Genomic DNA, 23,227 nt, shown 5'->3' on the forward strand with positions numbered 1-23,227 from the left:
TCAGCGTCGCTTGGCCATCTCATTGATGAAACGGTCGAACAGCGGCGCTATGTCGTTCGGGCCCGGGCTGGCTTCAGGGTGGCCCTGGAAGCTGAACGCGCTCTTGTCGGTGCGCTCGATGCCCTGCAGGGAACCGTCGAACAGCGACTTGTGAATGGCGCGCACATTACTCGGCAAGCTGGCTTCATCCACCGCAAAACCGTGGTTCTGGCTGGTGATCATCACAACGCCGGTGTCCAGGTCTTGTACCGGGTGGTTGGCACCGTGGTGGCCGTGGCCCATTTTCAGGGTCTTGGCGCCGGAGGCCAAAGCCAGCAGCTGGTGACCAAGGCAGATACCGAACACCGGAATGTCGGTTTCCAGCACGTCCTTGATGGCCTGGATAGCGTAGTCGCATGGCTCGGGGTCACCCGGGCCGTTGGACAGGAACACGCCGTCCGGCTGCATCGCGAGCACATCGCTGGCAGGTGTTTGCGCGGGCACCACGGTCACGCGGCAGCCACGCTCGACCAACATGCGCAGGATGTTGTACTTGACGCCGTAGTCATAGGCGACCACGTGGTAAGGCAGATCGGCAGCCTCAATAGTCGCGTGGCTGTCGGTCTTCAGATCCCACACAGTGGAACGCCACTCGTACTTCTCTTTGACGCTGACGACTTTCGCCAGGTCCATGCCTTTCAGGCCAGGGAAGCCTTGTGCTGCGGCAATCGCCGCCTCGTCGGAAATATTGTCACCGACCATGATGCAGCCATTCTGCGAGCCTTTTTCACGCAGGATGCGCGTGAGGCGGCGCGTATCGATACCGGCGATCGCCACAACATTGTTGGCTTTCAGGTAATCGGACAGCGACATCGTGTTACGCCAGTTGCTCGCAACCAGTGGCAGGTCACGAATCACCAGACCGGCCGACCAGACACGATCAGACTCGACATCTTCCGGTGTAGTGCCGGTGTTGCCGATGTGCGGATAGGTCAGGGTAACGATCTGTTGGGCGTAGGAAGGATCGGTAAGGATTTCCTGATAGCCGGTCATGGCGGTGTTGAACACCACCTCTCCAACGGTTTGACCGTCGGCTCCAATGGCTTCGCCGCGAAAAATGCTGCCATCAGCAAGGGCGAGTATGGCTGGCTTAGTCAAGAAGACCTCCCGTAAATAAAGCCTGAAAGGGCGATCGCAGGTTGTAAAAAAGCGGAGTGACGTATGGACACGTCACCCCGCTTCTTCATCGAATTATTCTGCGCGCTTTTAGTGGACACACTAAAGCTGTAGCTTACAGAAAAAGGCTTTTTGGGTCCACCGCTAATGAGCCTTAAAGGCAGGAGAATGCGACAGGACGTCGCTTAGCGGGTAAAAACGGGGCCTCAGGATAATCCCGAGGCCCCATTTAAGCTACTGATTAGTGCAGATCCAACACGTCGCGCATGTCATACAGGCCCGGCACGCAGCCTTCCAACCAGAGCGCAGCTCGCACTGCACCCTTGGCGAACGTCATGCGGCTTGAAGCCTTGTGCGTGATCTCCAGGCGCTCGCCTTCGGTGGCGAACAGCACCGTGTGATCGCCAACCACATCACCACCGCGCACGGTTGCAAAGCCGATGGTGTCGCGCGCGCGCTCACCGGTATGACCTTCACGCCCGTATACCGCCACTTTCGATAGATCGCGGCCCAGCGCATCAGCGATAGCTTCACCCATGCGCAACGCAGTGCCCGATGGCGCATCGATCTTGTGACGGTGATGAGTCTCGATAATCTCGATGTCGGCTTCGTCACCCAGCACACGCGCTGCCAGGTCCAACAATTTTAGCGACAGGTTCACGCCAACGCTGAAGTTGGCAGCAAAGACGATCGGAATATCCTTGCCCGCCTCCACCAGCAACTGCTTCTGCTCAGCACTCAAACCAGTCGTACCGATCACCATGGCCTTGCCTGCCTTGCGGCAGAAGGCCAGGTTTTTCAGCATCACTTCAGGCAAGGTGAAATCGATGAGCACGTCAAACTCGTCAGCCACCTGCTCAAGGCTGCCCGTCAACGAGACACCGATGCGGCCCAACGACGCCAACTCACCGGCATCCGCACCGATCAACGTGCTGCCCGGGCGAACAATCGCCGCCGTCAGCCCGGAGGCCGGCGAGCGTTGCTGCACCGCCTCGACCAGCGTCTTGCCCATGCGCCCGGCAGCGCCCATTACGGCTATACGTCGCATATTCACGTCCTTACAGGTCGCCGAAGAAGCGTTTCACGCCATCGAAGAAGCCAGTGGTTTTCGGCGAATGGGAGTCATCGCCTTCCAGCGAGCTGCGGAACTCTTCGAGCAGTTCGCGCTGACGACGGCCCAGGTTGACCGGGGTTTCCACCGCCACACGACACATCAGGTCACCCGCACCGCCACCGCGCACCGGCGCAACGCCTTTGCCACGGATGCGGAACTGCTTGCCAGTCTGTGTCCCCTCGGGAATCTTGAGTTTGACTCGACCATCAAGGGTCGGAATCTCCAACTCACCGCCCAGGGCCGCATCGACAAAGCTGATCGGCACTTCGCAGAACAGGTGTTTGCCATCGCGCTGGAAGATCGAGTGCTCACGCACATTGATCACCACGTACAGGTCGCCAGTCGGACCACCCTGGGTACCCGCCTCGCCTTCGCCCGACAGGCGAATACGATCGCCGGTATCCACACCCGCCGGCACTTTCACCGAGAGGGTCTTGTACTCTTCAACACGACCTTCGCCGTGGCAGGAATCGCACGGGTCGGAAATGATCTTGCCCTGGCCATGGCAACGCGGGCAGGTTTGCTGCACCGAGAAGAAGCCCTGCTGCATGCGCACCTGACCGATGCCACCACAGGTCGGGCACGTGATCGGCGAGGAGCCTTTCTTGGCACCCGAACCGTCGCACGGCTTGCAGTTGACCAGCGTCGGCACACGAATATTGACGCTGGTGCCGCGCACGGCTTCTTCCAGATTCAACTCCAGCGTGTAGCGCAAGTCACTGCCACGCTGCGCGCCGCCACGTTGACCGCCACGACCACCGCCGAAGAAATCGCTGAACACGTCGCCGAAAATATCGGAGAAGTTCTGACCGCCGAAACCGGCGCCGCCGCCACCCATGCTCGGGTCGACGCCGGCATGACCGTACTGGTCGTAGGCCGCACGCTTATTGGGATCACACAGGCATTCGTAGGCCTCATTGGCCTCTTTGAACATCTCTTCGGATTCTTTGTTATCCGGATTACGGTCGGGGTGGTGCTTCATCGCCAAGCGACGGTAGGCCTTCTTCAGGTCCGCCTCGCTGGCCCCGCGCTCCACACCCAATACTTCGTAATAGTCACGCTTTGCCATAAGTCTTTGCACTCTTAAGGACGTTCGGCCTGGCCCTCCTGAACCCTGCCAAACTCGTTGAGCCCCAATACAGGCCCGGACCCAACTCACGTCAATTCAACGATCCTGGTCATTACTGCTTTCAGCCAGGGACCCGGCCAAAAACGCGGTGAATGCCATTCGGAAAGCAGGAGCATTCCCGATCACACCGCCAGCATCCGAGCGTTGTCGCATGCTGTAAAAATTCGCATACCCCAGACACGCCAACGCGGGAGCAAGCTCCCGCGCGGCGACATCCTACCAGTCACCGCTTGTGAGCGGTCAACCGGGCGACCAAGTTACTTCTTCTGGTCTTCTTTGACTTCTTCGAACTCGGCATCGACAACATCGTCGTGCTTGGCTTCTGGCTCTGCCTGCTGCGCAGCACCGTCAGCCGGCTGGCCTTGTTCGGCGTACATTTTCTGAGCGACCGGTGCGGAGACTTTCGACAGCTCCTCGATCTTGGCTTCGATGGCAGCCTTGTCGTCACCTTTGATGGCGGCTTCCAGGGCAACCAAGGCCGCTTCGATTGCGGTTTTCTCTTCTTCGGTCACTTTATCGCCAGCATCAGCGATCATCTTGCGAGTCGAGTGAACCAGCGCATCACCCTGGTTACGGGCGCCAGCCAGTTCAGCAAACTTGGCATCCGCATCAGCGTTGGCTTCAGCATCACGAATCATCTGTTGAATTTCTTCATCAGACAGACCGGAGTTGGCCTTGATGGTGATCTTCTGCTCTTTGCCGGTTGCCTTGTCTTTCGCGCCGACGTGCAGGATGCCGTTGGCATCGATGTCGAAGGTCACTTCGATTTGTGGCACGCCACGTGGTGCTGGTGGAATCTCAGCCAGGTCGAACTTGCCCAGGGACTTGTTCTGCGCGGCTTGCTTGCGCTCACCTTGCAGCACGTGAATGGTCACGGCGCCCTGGTTGTCATCGGCAGTCGAGAACACCTGGGATTTCTTGGTAGGAATCGTGGTGTTTTTCTCGATCAGCGCAGTCATCACGCCACCCATGGTTTCGATACCCAGGGTCAGCGGGCTCACGTCCAGCAGCAATACGTCTTTTACGTCACCGGCCAATACCGCACCCTGGATGGCAGCACCCATGGCAACAGCTTCGTCCGGGTTCACGTCTTTACGTGCTTCTTTGCCGAAGAACTCGGTTACCAGCTTCTGCACCAGCGGCATACGGGTCTGACCGCCGACCAGGATCACGTCGTTGATCGAGCCAACGTCGATACCGGAGTCTTTCAGTGCGATACGGCAAGGCTCGATGGTGCGCTGAACCAGGTCTTCAACCAGAGCTTCGAGCTTGGAGCGCGAGATTTTCACGTTCAAGTGCTTAGGACCGGTAGCGTCTGCAGTGATGTACGGCAGGTTGACGTCGGTCGACTGAGCGGAAGACAGCTCGATCTTGGCCTTTTCAGCGGCTTCTTTCAGGCGCTGCATGGCCAGCGGGTCACCCTTGAGGTTCATGCCGCTTTCTTTCTTGAATTCGTCTACGAGGTAGTCGATCAGACGGATGTCAAAGTCTTCACCACCCAGGAAGGTGTCGCCGTTGGTGGCCAAAACTTCGAACTGGTGCTCGCCGTCGACTTCTGCGATCTCGATCACGGACACGTCAAAAGTACCGCCACCCAGGTCGTAGACGATCACAGTGTGGTCGCCCTTGGCCTTGTCCATGCCGTAAGCCAGAGCGGCTGCGGTTGGCTCGTTGATGATACGTTTTACGTCCAGACCCGCGATGCGGCCGGCGTCTTTGGTTGCCTGGCGCTGGCTGTCGTTGAAGTAGGCCGGAACGGTGATCACCGCTTCAGTCACTGCTTCACCGAGGTAGTCTTCGGCGGTCTTCTTCATCTTTTTCAAGATTTCAGCCGAGATTTGCGGCGGCGACATTTTCTGGCCGTTTACTTCAACCCAGGCGTCACCGTTGTCGGCCTTGGCGATTTTGTAAGGGACCATCTTGATGTCTTTCTGTACGACTTCTTCGTCGAACTTACGACCGATCAAACGCTTTACCGCATACAGGGTGTTATGCGGGTTGGTCACAGCCTGACGCTTGGCCGACTGACCCACGAGGATTTCACCGTCGTTGGCGTAAGCGATGATCGACGGAGTGGTACGTGCGCCTTCGGCGTTTTCGATAACTTTTGCAACGCCGTTTTCCAGCACGGAGACGCAGGAGTTGGTGGTCCCCAGGTCAATACCGATAATTTTGCCCATGATTTACTCTCCCGAACTTTGAATTTGGTTACCGCAGCAGTTGTGGCTAACTGCGGTAGCACTTAAACGCTTGACTTATAGATGGGGGCCTTGCGGCGGATTTCAAGCCTGCTCATCAATAGAAGGTGCAGCGGGTGCAGGAGCCTTGCTCACCACCACCATTGCCGGGCGCATCAAGCGACCATTGAGCTGGTAACCCTTCTGGAACACCTTCATCACGCTGTTAGGCTCCAGATCGTGGCTTTCCTGCATGGCCATGGCCTGGTGATGCTCAGCATTGAACGGCTCGCCGCCTTGCGGATCGATCGCTTCCAGCTGATAACGCTTCAGGGTGTCCTGGAACATTTTCAGCGTCAGCTCGATACCTTCACGCATTGGGCGGATGTTTTCGTCGGCCGGGTCAGACAACTCAAGACCACGTTCAAGACTGTCGATGATCGGCAGCAGATCGCCAGCGAATTTTTCCAGCGCGAATTTGTGAGCCTTTTCTACGTCCTGCTCGGCACGGCGGCGGACGTTCTGCAGATCGGCGGCAACACGCAACGATTGATCCTGCGCAGCGGACAATTGCTCTTCGAGCACTTGCACGCGGGTGGCCAGCTCATCACCGGCAGCCGCATTGGCGTCTGGAGTTTGCGTATCCTGCGTCTGTTCGTCAGCCATAGATTTCTCCTTTCAAAATCATGCGCGATATCGACTCGCGCTTCTGTTCCGGTATATGGGGCCACAATTTCCAGGTTCAAGGGCGCGGGCGTTACCAAAAGTCTTTCGCATGACTCGGATCATTTCCTGCCCCTACATTCCTCATCGCGCTAAAAAAAGCTATTGATCAAGCAAATCGAGCTAAGCGCCAGGATTGTCAGCCACAAACAAAACACTGTATAAATAACCAGACCTCAAGCCTGGGAGCGGCCGTCATGCTCATGCACCTGTCTGTACATAACTACGCAATCGTTGAACATCTGGATCTCGAACTGGATCGCGGGATGAGCGTAATCACAGGCGAAACCGGCGCCGGCAAGTCGATCATGCTCGACGCCCTCGGCCTGACCCTCGGCGACCGCGCCGACAGTGGCGTGGTACGCCCAGGCTCCGACAAAGCCGATATCCTGGCCACCTTTGACCTGGCCGACATTCCCGAGGCCGAAGCATGGCTGGTCGAGCGCGACCTGAACAATGAAGGCCCGTGCATTCTGCGCCGGGTGATCACTGCCGAAGGTCGCTCCCGCGGCTATATCAACGGCACGCCGTGCCCACTTGGCGACTTGAAAGCCCTGGGTGAGCTGCTGATCGATATCCACAGCCAGCATGAACACCAGTCCCTGCTCAAAACCGATACTCACCGCCGACTGCTCGACGAATACGCCGGCGCCACCGACCTTGCCCGCCAGGTTCAACTGGCCGCCCAACGCTGGCGCCAGACACGCCAGGAACTGGAACGCCTCTCCAACTCCGGCGATGAACAACGCGCCCGCCACCAACTGCTCAGCTATCAACTCGAAGAGCTTGAAAGCCTGGGCCTGGGCGAGACCGAACTGGAGCAGCTTGAGCAGGAACACAAGAACCTGACCAATGCAGAGACCTTGCTGGGTATCTGCCGCCAGGTCGTCGAGCAATGCAGCGAGAGTGACTCGGGCAATGTGCTCAACGCGCTGACAGCCAGCCTCAATCGCCTCTCCAGCGTGAACAATGCTTCCGGCTCGTTGAATGAGGCCACTACCCTGCTCACCAGCGCACAGATCCAGGTTGAAGAAGCCGTCGGTGAACTCAACCGCTTCCTGGACCACTTCGATGCCGATCCGGCACGCCTGCAGGAAATAGAAGAGCGCCTGGACACCATCTATACCCTGGCGCGCAAGCATCGAATCCAGCCCACTGAACTGGCTGCCATGCAACAGAAGCTGCTGGATGAAATCGACACACTGAACGCCAACGACGAGTCCATCGAGCGACTGGGCGAGGAACTCGCTTCGTTTGCCCGCCATTATCAGGAAAAGGCCCAGGAGCTGAGCGACCTGCGCCAACAGGCCGCCACCAGCCTGGCCAGCGCCGTCGAGCAGGAAATCCAGCGCCTGGGTATGCCGGGCGGGCGCTTCACCATCGAACTGCGCGCCAACGCCAGCCACGAACTGCAGCCCCATGGGCTGGAGCAGGTAGAACTGCTGGTCAGCGCCAACCCGGGTCAGCCACTCAAGGCCCTGGCCAAAGTGGCCTCAGGCGGCGAGCTGTCGCGGATCAGCCTGGCGATCCAGGTGATCACCGCCCAGACCTCGCGGGTACCAACGCTGGTATTCGATGAAGTAGACGTTGGCATCGGCGGGCCAACCGCAGAGATTGTTGGCCAGTTGTTGCGTCGCCTGGGAGATCGCGGCCAGGTACTCACGGTGACTCACTTGCCGCAAGTGGCCGCTCAGGGCCATCAACATCTATTTGTGCACAAGGTGCGCGGCAGCGACGCGACGCACACGGCCGTCTCCAAGCTGAACAAGTCCGAACGGGTAGAAGAAGTTGCGCGGATGCTCGGCGGTATCGACCTGACCAAGGAGTCGCTGGCTCACGCGAAAAAAATGGTCGTGGCCGCGAAGGCTTGAACGGGTACTTTTCCTCTTTATAGAAAGCACGAAGGCGACCCTAGGGTCGCCTTCAATCGTTTCGCAGAGCAAAACTGCGTCGATTTTTACTTTTTCTTACGGATGTACAGCACCAGATTATGGTCAACCAAATCGAAACCGTGCTCCTCAGCAATCTTATGCTGCAGCGCTTCGATTTCAGGGCTGGTGAACTCGATAACCTCATTGGTATCCAGATCAACCATGTGGTCATGATGACCACCGTCAGCCAGCTCGAATACTGCATGACCGCCGTCGAAATTATGGCGAACCACCAGCCCTGCGGCTTCAAACTGGGTCAGTACACGGTAAACCGTGGCCAGGCCGACGTCCTCGTTAGACTCCATCAGCGCCTTGTAAACATCCTCGGCACTCATGTGGCGTTGCTCAGCAGAATCGAGCATTTGTAGAATCTTGACTCGTGGCAGAGTCACTTTGAGACCGGCTTTGCGTAGTTCGCTATTTTCAACCATGGTTAGCTTTCTCGCGGATGCTGCTTCGCAGCTTCTCTTAATACGGGTATGATCGGCGTTTACGTTGTCCCAGCCAAGATAGTGGAAGTCGCCCACCGATGCAAAACACCAAGCTCTTGCTAACCAGTTTCACCTTTGTGGGACTGCTCGCACTCGCCGGTTGTTCATTCCCCGGGGTTTACAAAATCGACATCCAGCAGGGCAATGTCGTCACGCAGGACATGATAGACCAGTTACGCCCGGGAATGACCCGACGGCAAGTACGGTTTATCATGGGTAACCCCCTGCTGACCGACACATTCCATGCCGATCGCTGGGATTATCTCTACAGCCTGCAGCCCGGTGGCGGTGAACGCCAACAGGAGCGCGTCAGTGTCATCTTCAATGGCAATGACCAGCTCGTGAGCCTGTCCGGTGACTTCATGCCCGGCGTAAGCCGCGATGAAGCCTTGCTGGGCAAGGACAGCGGCACCAACGTGACCGCACCTGCGCAGGAAGCCGAAAAGCCGAAATCCGAGGTGCCGGCCAAGCCAGGCTCCTTGCTGGACCAGATCCAGAAAGACGTCGACGGTGTCGAAACTGTACCCGTCCCGACACCACAGCCTCTGGACACCAGCCCGCAATAATTTTGCGACGCTCGATAAAAAGCCCGGCATGCCGGGCTTTTTGTTGCCTGCCGGTTGGCAAGCCTAGGCGTTCTGTCGCTTGAGCATCGCCGCCTTGGCCGCACGCAGCCTGCGTATTTCCTTGGGGTCTGCCAGCAATGGCCGGTAGATCTCGATCCGATCTCCCGCCTGCACGGCACGCACATCAGCGTCCGGCACCACCTTACCGAAGATACCCAACGGGCAGTCCGCCAACGCCAACTGCGGAAAATGCTCTGCAATGCCCGACACCAGCACTGCCGCCCTCAGGCTTGTGCCCACCGGTATCGCCACCGCCAGCAGAACCTGGCGATCCACGTCGGCATACACCACTTCAATATCAACCATGCAATTGCTTGGCTCGCTGACAGAAAGCGTCCACCAAAGTATTTGCCGCCTGATTGAACAGTGGCCCCAAAGTCGCCCGCACAATGGGGCCGGCGTAATCAAATGAAAGATCCAGACTGATCTTGCAGGCCTTATCTGTCAGCGCCTTGAACACCCACACGCCGTGCAGCTGGGTGAACGGCCCTTCCTGCAAATTCATTTCAATGGATTTGCCCGGCACCAGCACATTGCGCGTAACAAAATGCTGGCTGAGGCCGCCCTTGGCCACACCAACACTGGCGACCATGTGCTCATCACTGCTCTCCAACACCTCGGCAGTCGAGCACCAAGGCAGGAATTCCGGGTAACGCGCCACGTCGTTGACCAGGTCATAGAGCGCCTGTGCCGGATAGGGCAGCAGGGCCGAACGTTGAATATGCGTCGTCATGTGAGCGTTACTTCCACTGCTTAAGGCAAACGTCGCGAAAGTACAGCCCGATCCGCGAGAGAAAAAAACCAAAGAACTGCCCGTATTGTCCGGGATTCGTCCAACACGCTCAAGCACGCAGGTTGACCGTAGCCGACACGCTCGCAACTCCCTATAATGCCGCCCCTATGGCTAAACAAAAGAAACACCCCACAGGGACCATCGCGCAAAATAAAAAGGCGCGACACGATTACTTCATCGAACATCGGTTCGAGGCTGGTCTGGTCCTGGCCGGCTGGGAAGTAAAAAGTCTGCGTGCCAGCAAACTGCAGCTGGTCGACAGCTATGTGCTGCTCAAGGATGGCGAGGCGTGGCTGCTCGGCAGTCATATCACCCCGCTGACCACCGCGAGCACCCACGTGATTGCCGACCCGGTGCGCACGCGCAAGCTGTTGCTCAATGCCCGCGAACTCGAAAAGCTCGCCGCGGCCGTGCAGCAAAAAGGCTACGCGTGCGTCTGCCTGTCGTGGTACTGGAGCAAGCACCTGGTCAAGTGCGAAATCGCACTGGGCAAGGGCAAGAAGGAATACGACAAGCGCGACACCGAACGCGAGCGCGACTCCAATCGCGAACTGCATCGCGCCGTGCGCAACAAGGGCAAGGAAGACTAACCCTTGTGATGATGTAGCCGCGGGCAACCCCCGTGGCTACATGCCCTTACGTCGCTCCGCCCGCGCTACCCGCTGAACCTCCTGCCGCACTTCCTCCAACACTTCCTGCACGTACAACAGATGGCGTGTTGAAACGTCGCGCGCCTGCTCGGCCCGCCCCTCGATAATCGCCAGGTACAAGTCCCGGTGCTGACTGATCAGCATGTCGCGGGTCTCGGTGCGCTGCTGATACATACCGCCAATATTGGTCACCACGTTGCGCTTGAGCAGGTCGAACAACCCGCGAATGGTGTGCAGCAGCACCGCGTTATGACTGGCCTCGGCGATCGCCAAGTGAAACCTCGCATCCGCAGCGCCCTCCTCCACTCGGCTCACCTCGTCGGCTCGCGCATAGCAGTCCTGCAGCGCTTCGAACGCCGCCGTCAGTCGCTCACGGTCGACCTCGGTAGCACGCAATGCCGCGTAATAAGCACACGAAGCCTCCAGAGTCTGACGAAACTCCAGAAGGTCGCGCTGCGCCTCGGGATTGTTTTCCAGCAGATGCAGCAGCGGATCACTGAAGGTCGAGCCCAGGGAGTCCACCACATAGTTGCCGCCGCCCTGTCGACTGACCAGCAACCCCTTGGCCGCCAACTTCTGGATCGCCTCACGCAATGAAGGGCGCGACACACCAAATTGTTCAGCCAAAGCGCGTTCGGCCGGCAAGCGCTCGCCCGACTTCAACGTGCCCTCAAGGATCATGCCCTCAAGCTGCTCGACAATATCGTCAGACAAACGGCGCTGACGCACCTGATCAAACCCCATAACTCACTCTCCACCATCCCGACCACTCGCCGGGGCCCCTATTCTGGCCTATCGCCGCGCTGGCAGCACCTATCAGAACACCTTCGATTTACCCGATCAGAACACTCGACAGCCACTCTCAGACCAAAGTTTGACGAGCGGCAAATTGACACACCCCTGCCAAGGCTCTTAATCTAGCCCACAGCGACTGTAAATTGGTATTACCAATTATCCAAGCTGACCAAACAACAACAATCAGGGGCCACCCCATATGCAAACCTGGCAACAGCTCTACAGCCCTCTCGGCAGCCTCGGCCTGTCCGCACTGGCCGCCGTTATTCCAATCGTGTTCTTCTTCCTCGCCCTGGCCGTATTCCGCCTCAAAGGCCATGTGGCCGGCAGCATCACCCTGGCATTGTCGATCCTGGTCGCCATCTTCGCCTTCCAGATGCCGGTCGACATGGCCCTGGCAGCGGCCGGTTACGGTTTTGCCTATGGCTTGTGGCCGATCGCCTGGATCATCGTGGCAGCGGTGTTCCTCTACAAGCTGACGGTCAAGAGCGGGCAGTTCGAGATCATCCGCAGCTCCGTCTTGTCGATCACCGATGACCAACGCCTGCAGGTGCTGCTGATCGGCTTCTGCTTTGGCGCCTTCCTGGAAGGCGCGGCCGGGTTCGGCGCCCCCGTGGCAATCACCGCCGCGTTGCTGGTGGGCCTGGGCTTCAATCCGCTGTACGCCGCGGGCCTGTGCCTGATTGCCAATACCGCGCCGGTGGCGTTCGGCGCACTGGGCATTCCGATCATCGTCGCAGGCCAGGTCACCGGCATTGATGCGTTCAAGATCGGCGCCATGACCGGCCGCCAACTGCCGCTGCTGTCACTGTTTGTGCCCTTCTGGCTGGTGTTCATGATGGACGGCCTGCGCGGCGTGCGTGAAACCTGGCCGGCAGCCTTGGTGGCCGGCTTGAGCTTTGCCGTCACCCAGTACTTCACCTCCAACTTCATTGGCCCGGAACTGCCAGACATTACCTCGGCACTCGCCAGCCTGATCTCCCTGACACTGTTCCTGAAAATCTGGCAACCCAAGCGCACCGCAGGCGCGCAGATTGCCGGTGCCACCTCCAGCGTAGCGGTCACCTCCAGCGCCGGCGGCTTTGGTTTGCCACGCAGCACAGTGGTTTCACCCTACAGCCTGGGGCAAATTTTCAAGGCCTGGTCGCCCTTCCTGATCCTGACCGTTCTGGTCACCATCTGGACCCTCAAACCCTTCAAGGCCATGTTCGCCGCGGGCGGTTCGATGTACAGCTGGGTGTTCAACTTCGCGATCCCCCACCTGGATCAATTGGTGATCAAAGTCGCACCCATCGTCACCAACCCCACCGCCATCCCCGCCGTCTTCAAGCTGGACCCGATTTCGGCCACCGGCACCGCGATCTTCTTCTCCGCGCTGGTCTCGATGCTAGTGCTGAAAATTGATATCAAGACTGGTCTTACCACTTTAAAAGAGACCTTCTTTGAGCTGCGCTGGCCGATCCTGTCCATCGGCATGGTGCTGGCGTTCGCCTTCGTCACCAACTACTCCGGCATGTCCTCGACAATGGCCCTAGTACTGGCTGGCACCGGCGCCGCCTTCCCGTTCTTCTCGCCCTTCCTCGGCTGGCTGGGGGTTTTCCTGACCGGCTCGGACACCTCATCCAACGCCCTATTCAGCTCGCTGCAAGCCACCACCGCCCACCAGATTGGTGTTAACGACACCCTGCTGGTAGCGGCGAACACCAGCGGCGGCGTGACCGGCAAAATGATCTCGCCGCAATCGATCGCCGTGGCCTGCGCAGCCACGGGCCTGGTGGGCAAGGAGTCCGATCTGTTCCGCTTTACCCTCAAGCACAGCCTGTTCTTTGCCACCATCGTCGGGCTGATCACCCTGGCGCAGGCGTACTGGTTCACCGGTATGCTGGTGCACTGAGACCTGCACGTAATAGGGTAAGAATCGACGCCGGACAACGATGCCGGCGTCTGCTATTTCTGGAGGACCGATGAGCCTGCCTGCTGCTTTTCTCAGCGACGTCGCACAACTGATCCCGCAAGATCGCCGCTTCGACGATCCACTTTCCACCCTCGCCTTCGGCACCGACGCCAGCTTCTACCGATTGATCCCACAACTGGTGATCCGCGTGGAGTCAGAAGACGAAGTCGTCGCACTGCTGCAACTGGCCCAGCGCGATCACGTGCCGGTGACCTTCCGGGCCGCGGGCACCAGCCTGTCCGGCCAGGCGATCAGCGACTCGGTGCTGATCGTGCTCGGCGACAATTGGAACCACCGCGAAATTCGTGGGCAAGGCACACAGATCCGCCTGCAACCCGGCGTCATCGGCGCCCAGGCCAACGCCTGGCTCGCGCCGTTCGGGCGCAAGATCGGCCCGGACCCGGCGTCGATCAACGCCTGCAAAATTGGCGGCATCGTTGCCAACAATGCCAGCGGCATGTGCTGCGGTACGGCACAAAACACCTATCACACCCTGGCAGGCATTCGTTTGGTACTGGCCGATGGCAGCCGCCTGGACACCGAAGATGCCGCCAGCGTGCAAGCCTTCCGCCAAACCCACAGTGCACTGCTTGAGCGCCTGGCCACGTTGGGCCGCGAGACACGCGCAAACGCTGAACTGGCTGCGAAGATTCGCCACAAATACCGTCTGAAAAACACCACCGGCCTGTCACTCAACGCCTTGGTGGATTTCGACGACCCGCTGGATATCCTCAGCCACCTGCTGGTCGGCTCCGAGGGCACCCTGGGGTTTATCAGTGCGGTCACCTACGACACGGTAATCGATCACCCGAACAAAGCCTCGGCGCTGATCGTGTTCCCGGATGTCGAGACATGCTGCAACGCAGTAACGGTGCTGAAAACCCAGCCGGTTTCCGCCGTTGAACTGCTGGACCGACGCAGTATGCGCTCGGTGCAAGACAAACCGGGTATGCCCGCATTCGTACAACACTTATCGGAAAATGCCTGCGCACTGCTGATCGAATCCCGCGCGGCCTCGCCGTCATTACTGCACGAACAACTAACGCTGATCATGGCCTCTCTGGCGGCGTTTCCCGTAGAAAAACAGGTCGACTTCACCGAAGACCCCGTGGAAAACGCCCGCCTGTGGGCAATCCGCAAAGACACCTTCCCCGCCGTAGGCGCCGTACGCAAAACCGGCACCACCGTGATCATCGAAGACGTCACCTTCCCCGTCGAACAACTGGCGATCGGCGTAAACCGCCTGATCGAACTGTTCGACAAACATCACTACGACGAAGCCATCCTTTTCGGACACGCCCTGGAAGGCAATCTGCACTTTGTATTCACCCAAGGCTTCAACAGCAGCGAAGAAGTCACACGCTATCAAGCGTTCATGGACGACGTCGCACAACTGGTGGCGGTGGAGTTCGGTGGCTCGCTGAAGGCCGAACACGGCACCGGTCGCAATATGGCGCCGTTCGTTGAACTGGAATGGGGCAGCGACGCCTATCAATTGATGTGGCAACTCAAGCGCCTGCTCGACCCCAACGGCATCCTCAACCCGGATGTGGTGCTCAGCGAAGACCCACAAATCCACCTCAAACACCTCAAGCCCCTGCCCGCCGCCGATGAGCTTGTGGACAAGTGCATCGAGTGTGGCTTCTGCGAACCCGTGTGCCCCTCGAAAGGCCTGACCCTGAGCCCACGCCAGCGCATTGTGATCTGGCGCGACATCCAGGCCAAACGCCGCGCAGGCGTAGACACCACCGAACTGGAAGCGGCCTACCACTATCAAGGCATCGACACCTGCGCCGCCACCGGGCTATGCGCCCAACGCTGCCCTGTAGGCATCAATACCGGCGACCTGGTGAAAAAGCTGCGCAGCCGCGAAGCAGACCGTACGAAAACCGCCGAATGGCTCGCCAGCCATTTCGCCACCGCACTGCAAGGTGCGCGCTTCACCCTGCACGTCGCCAATGGTGCACGCATGTTATTGGGTGCCCCGCGCCTGAAGAAGTGGTCAGCCACCGTGAACAGACTGTCCAAAGGGCAAATCCCGCAGTGGACCAATGCCATGCCACAACCGGAAAAAGCCATTCGCTTCAGCCCGGCGGTGACGGATGAGCGCCCGCGAGTGGTGTATCTGGCGGCCTGCGTCTCACGCGCCATGGGCCCGGCGGCCGGTGATAAAGAGCAAATGTCGCTGTACGACAAAACCCGCAATCTGCTGGAAAAGGCCGGTTACCAAGTCGTCTTCCCCGACAACCAGGACAGCCTGTGCTGCGGCCAGCCCTTCGCCTCCAAAGGCTACGCCGAGCAGGCCGAACACAAGCGCCAGGAACTGATCGGCGCCCTGCTCCACGCCAGCCGTGGCGGCCTCGACCCGATCTACTGCGACACCAGCCCATGCACCCTGCGCCTGGTGCAAGACCTGGGTGAATCGCGCCTGGACCTTTACGACCCGGTGCGTTTCATCCGCACCCACCTGATGGACCGCCTCGATTTCACGCCTCAGGAGGCGCCCATCGCCGTGCACGTTACCTGTAGCACCCAGCACCTGGGCGAAAGCCAGGCCCTGATCGAACTGGCCCGGCGCTGTGCAAAAACCGTCGTCATCCCCGAAGGCATTCACTGCTGTGGCTTTGCCGGCGACAAAGGCTTCACCACCCCGCAACTCAACGCCCACGCCCTGCGCTCGCTCAAGGACGCCGTGCAACATTGCAGCGAAGGCATCTCCACCAGCCGCACCTGCGAGATCGGCCTGAGCCAGCATGGCGGCATCGACTACCACGGCCTGGTCTACCTGGTAGACCGCGTCACCCGCGCCCGCGCCCACTGACCCGGCAAAAAAACCGAACCCTGACGCACCGGCGCAGTCATCTGCATAGGCCTCGACAAACGAGGCCCATCAGTGATGTCGCTGGCAGCGGTTGCACGCCAGCAGCGTCGAGCCCTTTTGCGCAAGGAGACACCCTATGAAGCGTTCCGCTCTTGCTGGCTTGTTCATGACCGCTGCGATGCTCGCCTCCCCCGCTTTCGCCGCCGGTGACAAAGACCTGTGCCAGATCAACCTGGACAAAATCAACAACGGCAAAGCCCTGCTGGCCACCGACACCAGCGGCAAAAGTGGCGAAATAGACACCGCCGTCTCCCAAGCCAAGGCAGCCCACGCCGCAGGTGATGACAAGAAGTGCATCGAAATCACCTCCAAGGCCCTGCAAGACCTGCAGAACAGCGAGAAAGGCGGTCAGTAAGCGATAGGGCCAACCTTCGGGTTGGCCTTCGCTGAGCTTTTGGCGTACACTGCACAGGCTTGTCACTCACTAAGAAACAACCAGTTACAAGCACGGGGCCGTTTAGGATTCGACGCCGGTCGCGAAACTTTAGGTGCATGCCGAGTTGGTAACAGAACTCGTAAATCCACTGTTGCAACTTCTTATAGTTGCCAATGACGAAAACTACGGCCAGGAATTCGCTCTCGCTGCGTAAGCAGCCTTAGCCCTGAGCTTCTGGTACCTTCGGGTCCAGCAATCACCAGGGGATGTCTGTAAACCCAAAGTGATTGTCATATAGAACAGAATCGCCGTGCAGTACGTTGTGGACGAAGCGGCTAAAACTTACACAACTCGCCCAAAGCACCCTGCCCTTCGGGTCGCTGAGGGTTAACTTAATAGAAACGGCTACGCATGTAGTACCGACAGCGGAGTACTGGCGGACGGGGGTTCAAATCCCCCCGGCTCCACCAATTTGAAACACCAGAGAAGCCCGCCCAGTGCGGGCTTCGCTGTATCTGGCCTACCGAATGTTGCTGAAAATCGCTGTGGATGAATACCGAACTTCGCGAGCTTCAGCAGCTTTTCAGCAACATCCTCCGGCGTCCTGCCGAACATGCACCAATCCACAAACCTGACACGCTCGGCGTTCGCTTGTAGAATCCGCCTCGGTATCAATTTGCCCCCGGCCATGCCGGAGAAAGGGAATTCATGCACAACAAAAACCTAAGTTACCGGCCAGACATCGACAGGCTAAGAGCTTTTGCCGTGCTGGCCGTAGTGGTCTGAGGCATTCAGGATATTTCCGGAATATCAGTCGCCGCCTCCGAATACCTGAAATCTCTGACTTGCCACCAGCAGTCAAGTTTCTTGGCCCATTCGGAAATCATCTTCCCGTCAGCACCATGGTGAAGCGCTTCATTTACCTCATGCGCCCAAGCAGCCAGCTGTCTTTGCAGTTGGGGAGAAATGGCCTGCTCCTGCCAGACTCTATCAAAATCGAAATTTTGTCCCAGCTTGAGTGAAAGAATGGAGATCGTGTAAACCGTTATATTGCCCTGAAATGCCGGAAATAGGGGTCTGATTACCTTCTGAGCAGACTTGAACAGAATCGCCTTTGCAATCATGCCCTTAAACTCCCTCTGATCCGGAATCACGTCCTCTCCAGTATTCTCCCGCTCTCCCAGCTCATCCATAAAGGCCTGAAAGTTCTTCTGACTCCCTAACCCTACAACGTGTGGTTTCTGCTCCCATGTGAACAGAAACTTGGCCAGATCCGGTTTGGTAATCTTGCGATAGGGTGGAATGGCTACCTGCAGTTTTTTCTTTTGAACAACCGTTGTCGCTTCTTTTTCAAGCATCACCTTATAACTACCAGCGGACCGCTCATAGAACCAGCGTCCCACACCATCCGGGCAGTATGTGCGCATTGAAAGTTTTTCCAGCTCGCGATGAAATGGCTTGTTTGCGGAAAGATCGGATTGCTTTACGACGTTCTGGCTATTGGCATAGCGAGAAATGTTAGAGATCAATTCCTCATCATTTCCCTGACCATTTCGAAGCACAATGATCTTCGCAGGAACTCGGACGCTGCTTAAATCTATGTCGGGATTTTTTTTCTTCGCGAAATAGATGGATGCTGTCGTCTGCCCGCCGTTAACGATTTGCATACCTTGAAGCCACAAGATACCCGTTGAACCATCAGCGGTACGATCCAGCTTGGCAGCATCGGCCACAACAACGATGCCATTGTTGTAGGCCATGAAACGGTCCGGATTGTTCCGCAAGCTATCCCGAATCCCCTTATTGACACCTCTGCTGCCAACCCCCAAAAACGAACGCACATTTGCTTCGAGAATGCGCGGCCCGTACTTCTCGTAGAGAAAGCGCAGAGCCTCACCGGGTATTGCAGTCAGGGCATAATCGTATTCGTCGTCACCAGCACCGGGAACCCATACACTCGGCAATGCCGTACCGCAAAGATCCTGAAAGTTCACCACTAGCTCATCCCGTGGCCGGCCCTGCTGCCAGTGGTTGAACAGGCGGTGAATGTCCATGACTTCAAGGCGTACCTGCTTGCCCTCAATATCTTGGGGCGCATAGTTCCTTGTCTTAACCTGACCGTCAGTAATTACGAAAATCCGGATGCTATCCAGCGCTTTGAATATACGTTCAACTTCTGTGACAAGCGGATAAGCCTCGTTGGTTTCATCAAGCTCTTCTGAAAGCTTGCCTATAGCGCAAAATTTGAGAAATTGCAGACCTTGCTTCGCCGCTCTGCCAATTTCAGGGTCCGGGATGTCTTCAATGTCCTCAAGCCCCTTATAGAGACTCACGAACAGATCCAGTCGATCAGGATTCCCCTGTTCGTCGGTTGTGTCCGAGACAGAATAGCCACTGATTTTGACTTTGTAAGATCCGACCTTAGCACCGTAGTGGCAGACCGTTGGCTCAAAGGTTATTCCCTCGTCGGCCATATGCGTCATCACATGTTCAGTAAATACGGCCTCTGCAGGCACAGGAGCTTCCCCCGGTGCAGAATCCTTCACGATCTCTTCTCGAATCGCAGCCTGCGTGTCCCGCAGAAAATCTACAAGTTCCATCAAACGACTCCAAGTTGCTCAAGCACATCCGCCAAGGGATGGTTATCGGCGAGTATTAATGCCAGGTCGAGCTCGTACTGGGCTCGACGAATGGCTGTCGGGATGCCGAAAGGAGTCAGTCTCGGAAACTCCGCATCAACGAGATGCACCCTTAACTCGCTGAGCGAAAAGCGACGACTGTAGTTCTCTGCCTGCATATCCAAATACCCCGCCTGATGAAGTGCCTGCTCGAAAAGCCTGGTAGCTGCGGGATCAGGCTCCAGCAGACAGCGCAAATCCGCCACGGATTCGGGAAGTGACATTCCGGAATCCGTCGATCCGAAGCGAAGCGCTGCAAGGAAGAGTGGCGGACACTGGGATTCGTCGAGTTGATCCAGGGAGGCGATTCTCACCGGAAAGCCTTCCGTTGCCATTGTGGACTTGACCTCTATCGCCCCTATACCAATTTGAAAGTCATGAAGCCCGTCGAGCGGCCCTTTCCAACCTTGTACAGCCGAGAAAAGCAGCACGCCTTCATCAAGTAGCTTACGCAGCAGACAGAGCTCACCCACAAGCCCCAGTTCGGCTTCGGGCCCCAGTCCTTCACGCCCTTTCCGCATAAATTCCTGCCACCCGCGCACCCTTCCGAGCAGTCGTTGATACACAAGTTCTTCAGTACAGCCGTTGACGGATTCCAGCAGTCCGCATACATCGGAGACAACGGCCGCAAACAGCTCTAGGCTGCCTTCAGGTTGACGGACGATTGCAAGCCACTGGTAATCACCTGCGGCCTCCCCCAGGCCGACCCTTTCAATGCGAAATCCCTGCCCCTGAGGCAACTGTGAGGTCGGCGCCATCCTGCAGTTCGCAAAACCGACTAGAACAGCCTCCTCATTGCCCGGCGCATGCCTGGCTGCCTTGATCCTGATTGTTGCTCTTTGAAACAGATCAATCGACCGCCATCCCGGAGCCGATGCGTTGCCAGGAAGGGCCCGCCAGATACCAAGCAACTCGGAACTACTCACTGCCGCCATTACTGTTGCTGCTCCCACATCAGGTTAGTGACGACATAGGGCACAGATTTTCCCGCATTGCTGGAAGGAAAGCTGATTGCAAATGCGACGACAGGCAGATCAACTCCCGAGACTTCAGAGACCTTTGGGTCGAGAAGGTACATAAGCAAAAGCCCTCTTTCGGGATGCGGGGCTACTTGCCCACGCCCCTGACCACGAATACGTCTGATATAAGGTCCGCTTGGCACCTCGGGCAATTCCTTGCCTCTGGAACGGCCGGGATCGGGCTTCCAGTCCGTCCGAGTCCACTCAAGAGCGGCATTCCACGACGACTCATCAAGATCCAGGGCTTCATCCTTAGGAGAAAGCAGACGACCTATTGAGTACTTGTCAGCCTCCCGAGACCTGTTTATTCGGCGCATTCGCTTTACCTGAAAGCCTGCAACATCCTCGGTGCCAACAACCCCACCCCCAATTACGGCAACTGTCCAAGAGGTAAGCTCGCCCGACCGACTCATCTCCTCAATGAAGTTCGCAAGCAGGTCACTTCTCACTTTTCGGGAGTCCGGGTGCGTCTGATAAGACCTCAGAAAGTCAACGATAGGCTGTGCCTGAATACCAGTCCAGCTAACCCCGCCCCAAGTATCACTCTGACCGTTTCGGCTCTGCGGAGGAATCGAGGCCCCCTTCCCCATGGTGCTTACAAGAGAGTTGAAAGCCGCGATATTCTGTTCGAGCTGGGTGGGCTCCTTGAAGAAGCTGACCGTCTCGACAATGTCCCCACTGAAGGACAGATACAGTGTTTTGGCAGTTCTCATTTTCAGAGGCGAGGTCACCATCAGCACCGGATGAGAGACGACCTTGAGACCATACTGACGTGGTGTCAGCCCGCTATCTCTCATAAAGTCGAATTCGGCTCTCAACTCTTCCGCTGCGTCGGCGATGTGCTCGAACCATTCAACCAGATCCGTCGTGGTGTAGAGGCGACACAAGTCCAAATAACCCGGTCGATAGCCGAACCACCGTCCCATCTGCATCAGCGTGTCGTACATTTTGGAAGCCCGAAGAAAATAGCTAACGCACAGGCCTTCAAGCGTAAGTCCTCGGGCCAGCTTGTCTCCTCCAATTGCAATGACCTTCAGCCCCGTGGCGCTGTCCACATAGTCCAGCGCATCCTTCGCAGTACCATTAATCATGCGCACATCGATCTGTTCCAGCAGATCAGGTAACGCTCGTTCTATCTCGAACCAATCGTCTGCTTTGCACCGGAAGCCCTCTCCCATCTGCTTTTCAATTTCGTAGCTTGTCGTCCGGATATCTCTATCCCACAGACTGAAGAGTTCAGCCAGAACGCCCTCATGGTCGATGCGCCTTCTGAGCCGCTGCTTCAGCTGCATGATGTAACTGCGAACCTGCCCGTGTACATGCTGCTGAACCAAGTTGAATCGCGTGACGTGTACTAACATTGAGCTGTGTTCGGCACCCTGCCCCCGCAGTTGACGAATGGTGCATGCCAGTACGAACGCCTGTATTGCTTCGACTAGCGAAGGAGGCAGGATGTCGGAAGGCACATAACTGCTTTTGTGGCTGACAGGCATCCAGCCGCCCTTTCCGTCAGTGGAGCAGTGATCTGTGACCAGGCGAACCAGATCGAGAGCGCCGATGCGTCCATTCTCTCCCGCCAGTCCGAACACCCTTGACGGGCCGATGTAGCTAGATGGCGCTGACAGATTGGTGATAAATGCTGCCGGGAACAAATCGGGACCTTCCTTTATCGTCTCTCCCTGCTCGTGGATATAGATGTTAGCAAACGGAGTGGCCGTATAACCGATATAGGCCTTTCTCGAGAAAGAGTGCAGTATCTGGCGAATCAGACTGTTAATAGCAGTGGGTTCATGTTCGAGATCAGGCTGGCCGTTCTCGTCCACGACTTTCTCACCGGTATCCACCGATGCATGATCCGCTTCGTCATCAACGATCAGCAGAGAAAGATGGGTTACCAGTGGACGACCGGTTTCCGGATCCGTCGTTTCTGCAACATGCTTGTGAATCCATTTCAGCAGGCGCTGCAAAACCGTCTTGTTTTTCTTAACGACGAACAGCCAAGGTTTTTGCTCTGGCGAGACACCAAGGTTTCTCACAAACTTTGTGTTGAAGTCCCCAGTCTCGGTCCTATTGGTAACGTACTGGGGACGCAACGCAGGAGAAGGGTCAATTTTTCCAACTCCGATGGCTACGTTTCCCTCTCCCTCTATTGGGCTGGTTTCATAGCCGAGAAACCCCTCATCCAGTCTCATCTGAGTTTGGGAGCGAAGGTTGTTGTGAAGCCCTGCCAGCACGATTATGATTTTGTATCCAGCATCCGCCGCCTTGCAGATAAGCCCCGTATAGTTCCCTGTCTTGCCGGACTGCACGTGGCCGACAACCATGCCGCGACGATCCCAAGGCCCTTCACGCCCGGGATCCTCCAGCATTGAAAGAACGTTATCGGTAGTTTCATCGAGTGCTTCTACAGCACTCCATGGCAATTTCTTTTCCTGCCACTCTCTATACCGACGCCAGTAACGCCACTCCTTCTTGACCTCACTGGTCAGCCAAGGGACATGTCCGGCCATGTCGACAAGAGAGGAGTCCTTGCCAACCCAGATACTGAACCTTCTGATGAGCTCGTCAGTGACGGCCTCACGATCCAACCCCTCAGCCTTGTTCGGCATGATCTTAAGCACCATGTCGATTTTTTGGGAAATGAGTGCAGGGGTAATCGCCAGCTTGCCCTGCTCGTCCACAATCATCTCTTGGACAAACTTAACCACACTCCATTTGTTGTCTTCGGACATTCG

General features: G+C 57.5%; 18 protein-coding genes and 1 other RNA gene. 7 read left to right on the forward strand and 12 right to left on the reverse strand.

All coding sequences use genetic code 11. The annotated features are described in order from the left end of the window. The 5 genes from carA to grpE all read right to left on the reverse strand — a co-directional run bounded on the left by carA (position 1) and on the right by grpE (position 6,241). Positions 1-1,137 carry a glutamine-hydrolyzing carbamoyl-phosphate synthase small subunit gene (carA, locus tag TK42_RS18105; protein ID WP_103734801.1) on the reverse strand — a complete coding sequence of 379 codons (1,137 nt, stop codon included), beginning with the start codon at positions 1,135-1,137 and terminating at the stop codon, positions 1-3. Between the two features lie 259 nt (positions 1,138-1,396). Continuing rightward, a complete protein-coding gene (gene dapB / locus TK42_RS18110) occupies positions 1,397-2,203 on the reverse strand; it encodes a 4-hydroxy-tetrahydrodipicolinate reductase (protein WP_103734802.1) in 807 nt (268 codons plus the stop codon). Between the two features lie 10 nt (positions 2,204-2,213). Further along, positions 2,214-3,338 (reverse strand): molecular chaperone DnaJ, encoded by a 1,125-nt coding sequence (dnaJ, locus tag TK42_RS18115; protein WP_005791501.1) that lies wholly within the window; start codon positions 3,336-3,338, stop codon positions 2,214-2,216. Positions 3,339-3,655: 317 nt separating this feature from the next. After that, entirely contained in the window at positions 3,656-5,578 is a 1,923-nt protein-coding gene (gene dnaK / locus TK42_RS18120; RefSeq protein WP_005791503.1) for a molecular chaperone DnaK, read from the reverse strand. A gap of 102 nt (positions 5,579-5,680) precedes the next feature. Further along, positions 5,681-6,241 carry a nucleotide exchange factor GrpE gene (gene grpE, locus TK42_RS18125; RefSeq protein ID WP_005791505.1) on the reverse strand — a complete coding sequence of 187 codons (561 nt, stop codon included), beginning with the start codon at positions 6,239-6,241 and terminating at the stop codon, positions 5,681-5,683. Positions 6,242-6,495: 254 nt separating this feature from the next. Here grpE and recN point away from each other — a divergent pair, with 254 nt between their 5' ends. Beyond that, positions 6,496-8,169, forward strand: coding sequence for a DNA repair protein RecN (recN, locus tag TK42_RS18130; protein ID WP_103734803.1), 1,674 nt, complete (start codon positions 6,496-6,498; stop codon positions 8,167-8,169). Positions 8,170-8,255: 86 nt separating this feature from the next. Here the strand turns inward: recN and fur are convergent, their stop codons facing one another. Next, positions 8,256-8,660: a ferric iron uptake transcriptional regulator gene (fur, locus tag TK42_RS18135; protein ID WP_003194220.1), complete on the reverse strand. Its 405-nt coding sequence runs from the start codon at positions 8,658-8,660 to the stop codon at positions 8,256-8,258. A gap of 98 nt (positions 8,661-8,758) precedes the next feature. Here fur and TK42_RS18140 point away from each other — a divergent pair, with 98 nt between their 5' ends. Then, on the forward strand, positions 8,759-9,286 hold the full coding sequence (locus TK42_RS18140) for an outer membrane protein assembly factor BamE (RefSeq protein ID WP_005791510.1): 528 nt from the start codon (positions 8,759-8,761) through the stop codon (positions 9,284-9,286). Positions 9,287-9,349: 63 nt separating this feature from the next. Here TK42_RS18140 and TK42_RS18145 read toward each other — a convergent pair whose 3' ends face one another. Both TK42_RS18145 and TK42_RS18150 read right to left on the reverse strand, forming a co-directional pair. After that, positions 9,350-9,652: an RnfH family protein gene (locus TK42_RS18145; RefSeq protein ID WP_103734804.1), complete on the reverse strand. Its 303-nt coding sequence runs from the start codon at positions 9,650-9,652 to the stop codon at positions 9,350-9,352. After that, positions 9,645-10,079: a type II toxin-antitoxin system RatA family toxin gene (locus TK42_RS18150; RefSeq protein WP_005791512.1), complete on the reverse strand. Its 435-nt coding sequence runs from the start codon at positions 10,077-10,079 to the stop codon at positions 9,645-9,647. The genes TK42_RS18145 and TK42_RS18150 overlap by 8 nt, the downstream gene beginning before the upstream one ends. A 167-nt stretch (positions 10,080-10,246) precedes the next feature. Between TK42_RS18150 and smpB the strand changes: the two genes are divergently transcribed. Next, entirely contained in the window at positions 10,247-10,729 is a 483-nt protein-coding gene (gene smpB, locus TK42_RS18155) for an SsrA-binding protein SmpB (RefSeq protein WP_005791513.1), read from the forward strand. A 36-nt stretch (positions 10,730-10,765) separates the two neighbouring features. Here smpB and TK42_RS18160 read toward each other — a convergent pair whose 3' ends face one another. Further along, complete coding sequence (locus TK42_RS18160) at positions 10,766-11,533, reverse strand: GntR family transcriptional regulator (RefSeq protein ID WP_005791515.1); 768 nt, start codon at positions 11,531-11,533, stop codon at positions 10,766-10,768. A 250-nt stretch (positions 11,534-11,783) separates the two neighbouring features. On the opposite strand from TK42_RS18160, the gene TK42_RS18165 reads away from it, so the two are divergent. The 4 genes from TK42_RS18165 to ssrA all read left to right on the forward strand — a co-directional run bounded on the left by TK42_RS18165 (position 11,784) and on the right by ssrA (position 17,265). Then, positions 11,784-13,478, forward strand: coding sequence for a lactate permease LctP family transporter (locus TK42_RS18165; RefSeq protein ID WP_032879436.1), 1,695 nt, complete (start codon positions 11,784-11,786; stop codon positions 13,476-13,478). Positions 13,479-13,548: 70 nt separating this feature from the next. Beyond that, complete coding sequence (locus TK42_RS18170) at positions 13,549-16,359, forward strand: FAD-binding and (Fe-S)-binding domain-containing protein (RefSeq protein ID WP_103734805.1); 2,811 nt, start codon at positions 13,549-13,551, stop codon at positions 16,357-16,359. Positions 16,360-16,495: 136 nt separating this feature from the next. Then, positions 16,496-16,774, forward strand: a complete 279-nt coding sequence (locus TK42_RS18175) for a hypothetical protein (protein WP_005791519.1) — start codon at positions 16,496-16,498, stop codon at positions 16,772-16,774. A 94-nt stretch (positions 16,775-16,868) separates the two neighbouring features. Further along, positions 16,869-17,265: a transfer-messenger RNA gene (ssrA, locus tag TK42_RS18180) on the forward strand. A gap of 321 nt (positions 17,266-17,586) precedes the next feature. On the opposite strand, the gene TK42_RS18185 is transcribed toward ssrA, so the two are convergent. The 3 genes from TK42_RS18185 to TK42_RS18195 are packed head-to-tail and all read right to left on the reverse strand — an operon-like array spanning position 17,587 to position 23,224. Further along, positions 17,587-19,395, reverse strand: a complete 1,809-nt coding sequence (locus TK42_RS18185) for an AIPR family protein (RefSeq protein WP_103734806.1) — start codon at positions 19,393-19,395, stop codon at positions 17,587-17,589. Further along, positions 19,395-20,408, reverse strand: coding sequence for a PD-(D/E)XK motif protein (locus TK42_RS18190; RefSeq protein WP_103734807.1), 1,014 nt, complete (start codon positions 20,406-20,408; stop codon positions 19,395-19,397). Before TK42_RS18190 ends, TK42_RS18185 begins: the two co-directional genes overlap by 1 nt. Beyond that, a complete protein-coding gene (locus tag TK42_RS18195) occupies positions 20,408-23,224 on the reverse strand; it encodes a Z1 domain-containing protein (RefSeq protein WP_103734808.1) in 2,817 nt (938 codons plus the stop codon). Before TK42_RS18195 ends, TK42_RS18190 begins: the two co-directional genes overlap by 1 nt. Positions 23,225-23,227 lie beyond the last annotated feature (3 nt).

The sequence above is a fragment of the Pseudomonas sp. GZJR-8 genome, from assembly GCF_002916705.1.
Lineage (GTDB): Bacteria > Pseudomonadota > Gammaproteobacteria > Pseudomonadales > Pseudomonadaceae > Aquipseudomonas > Aquipseudomonas synxantha_A.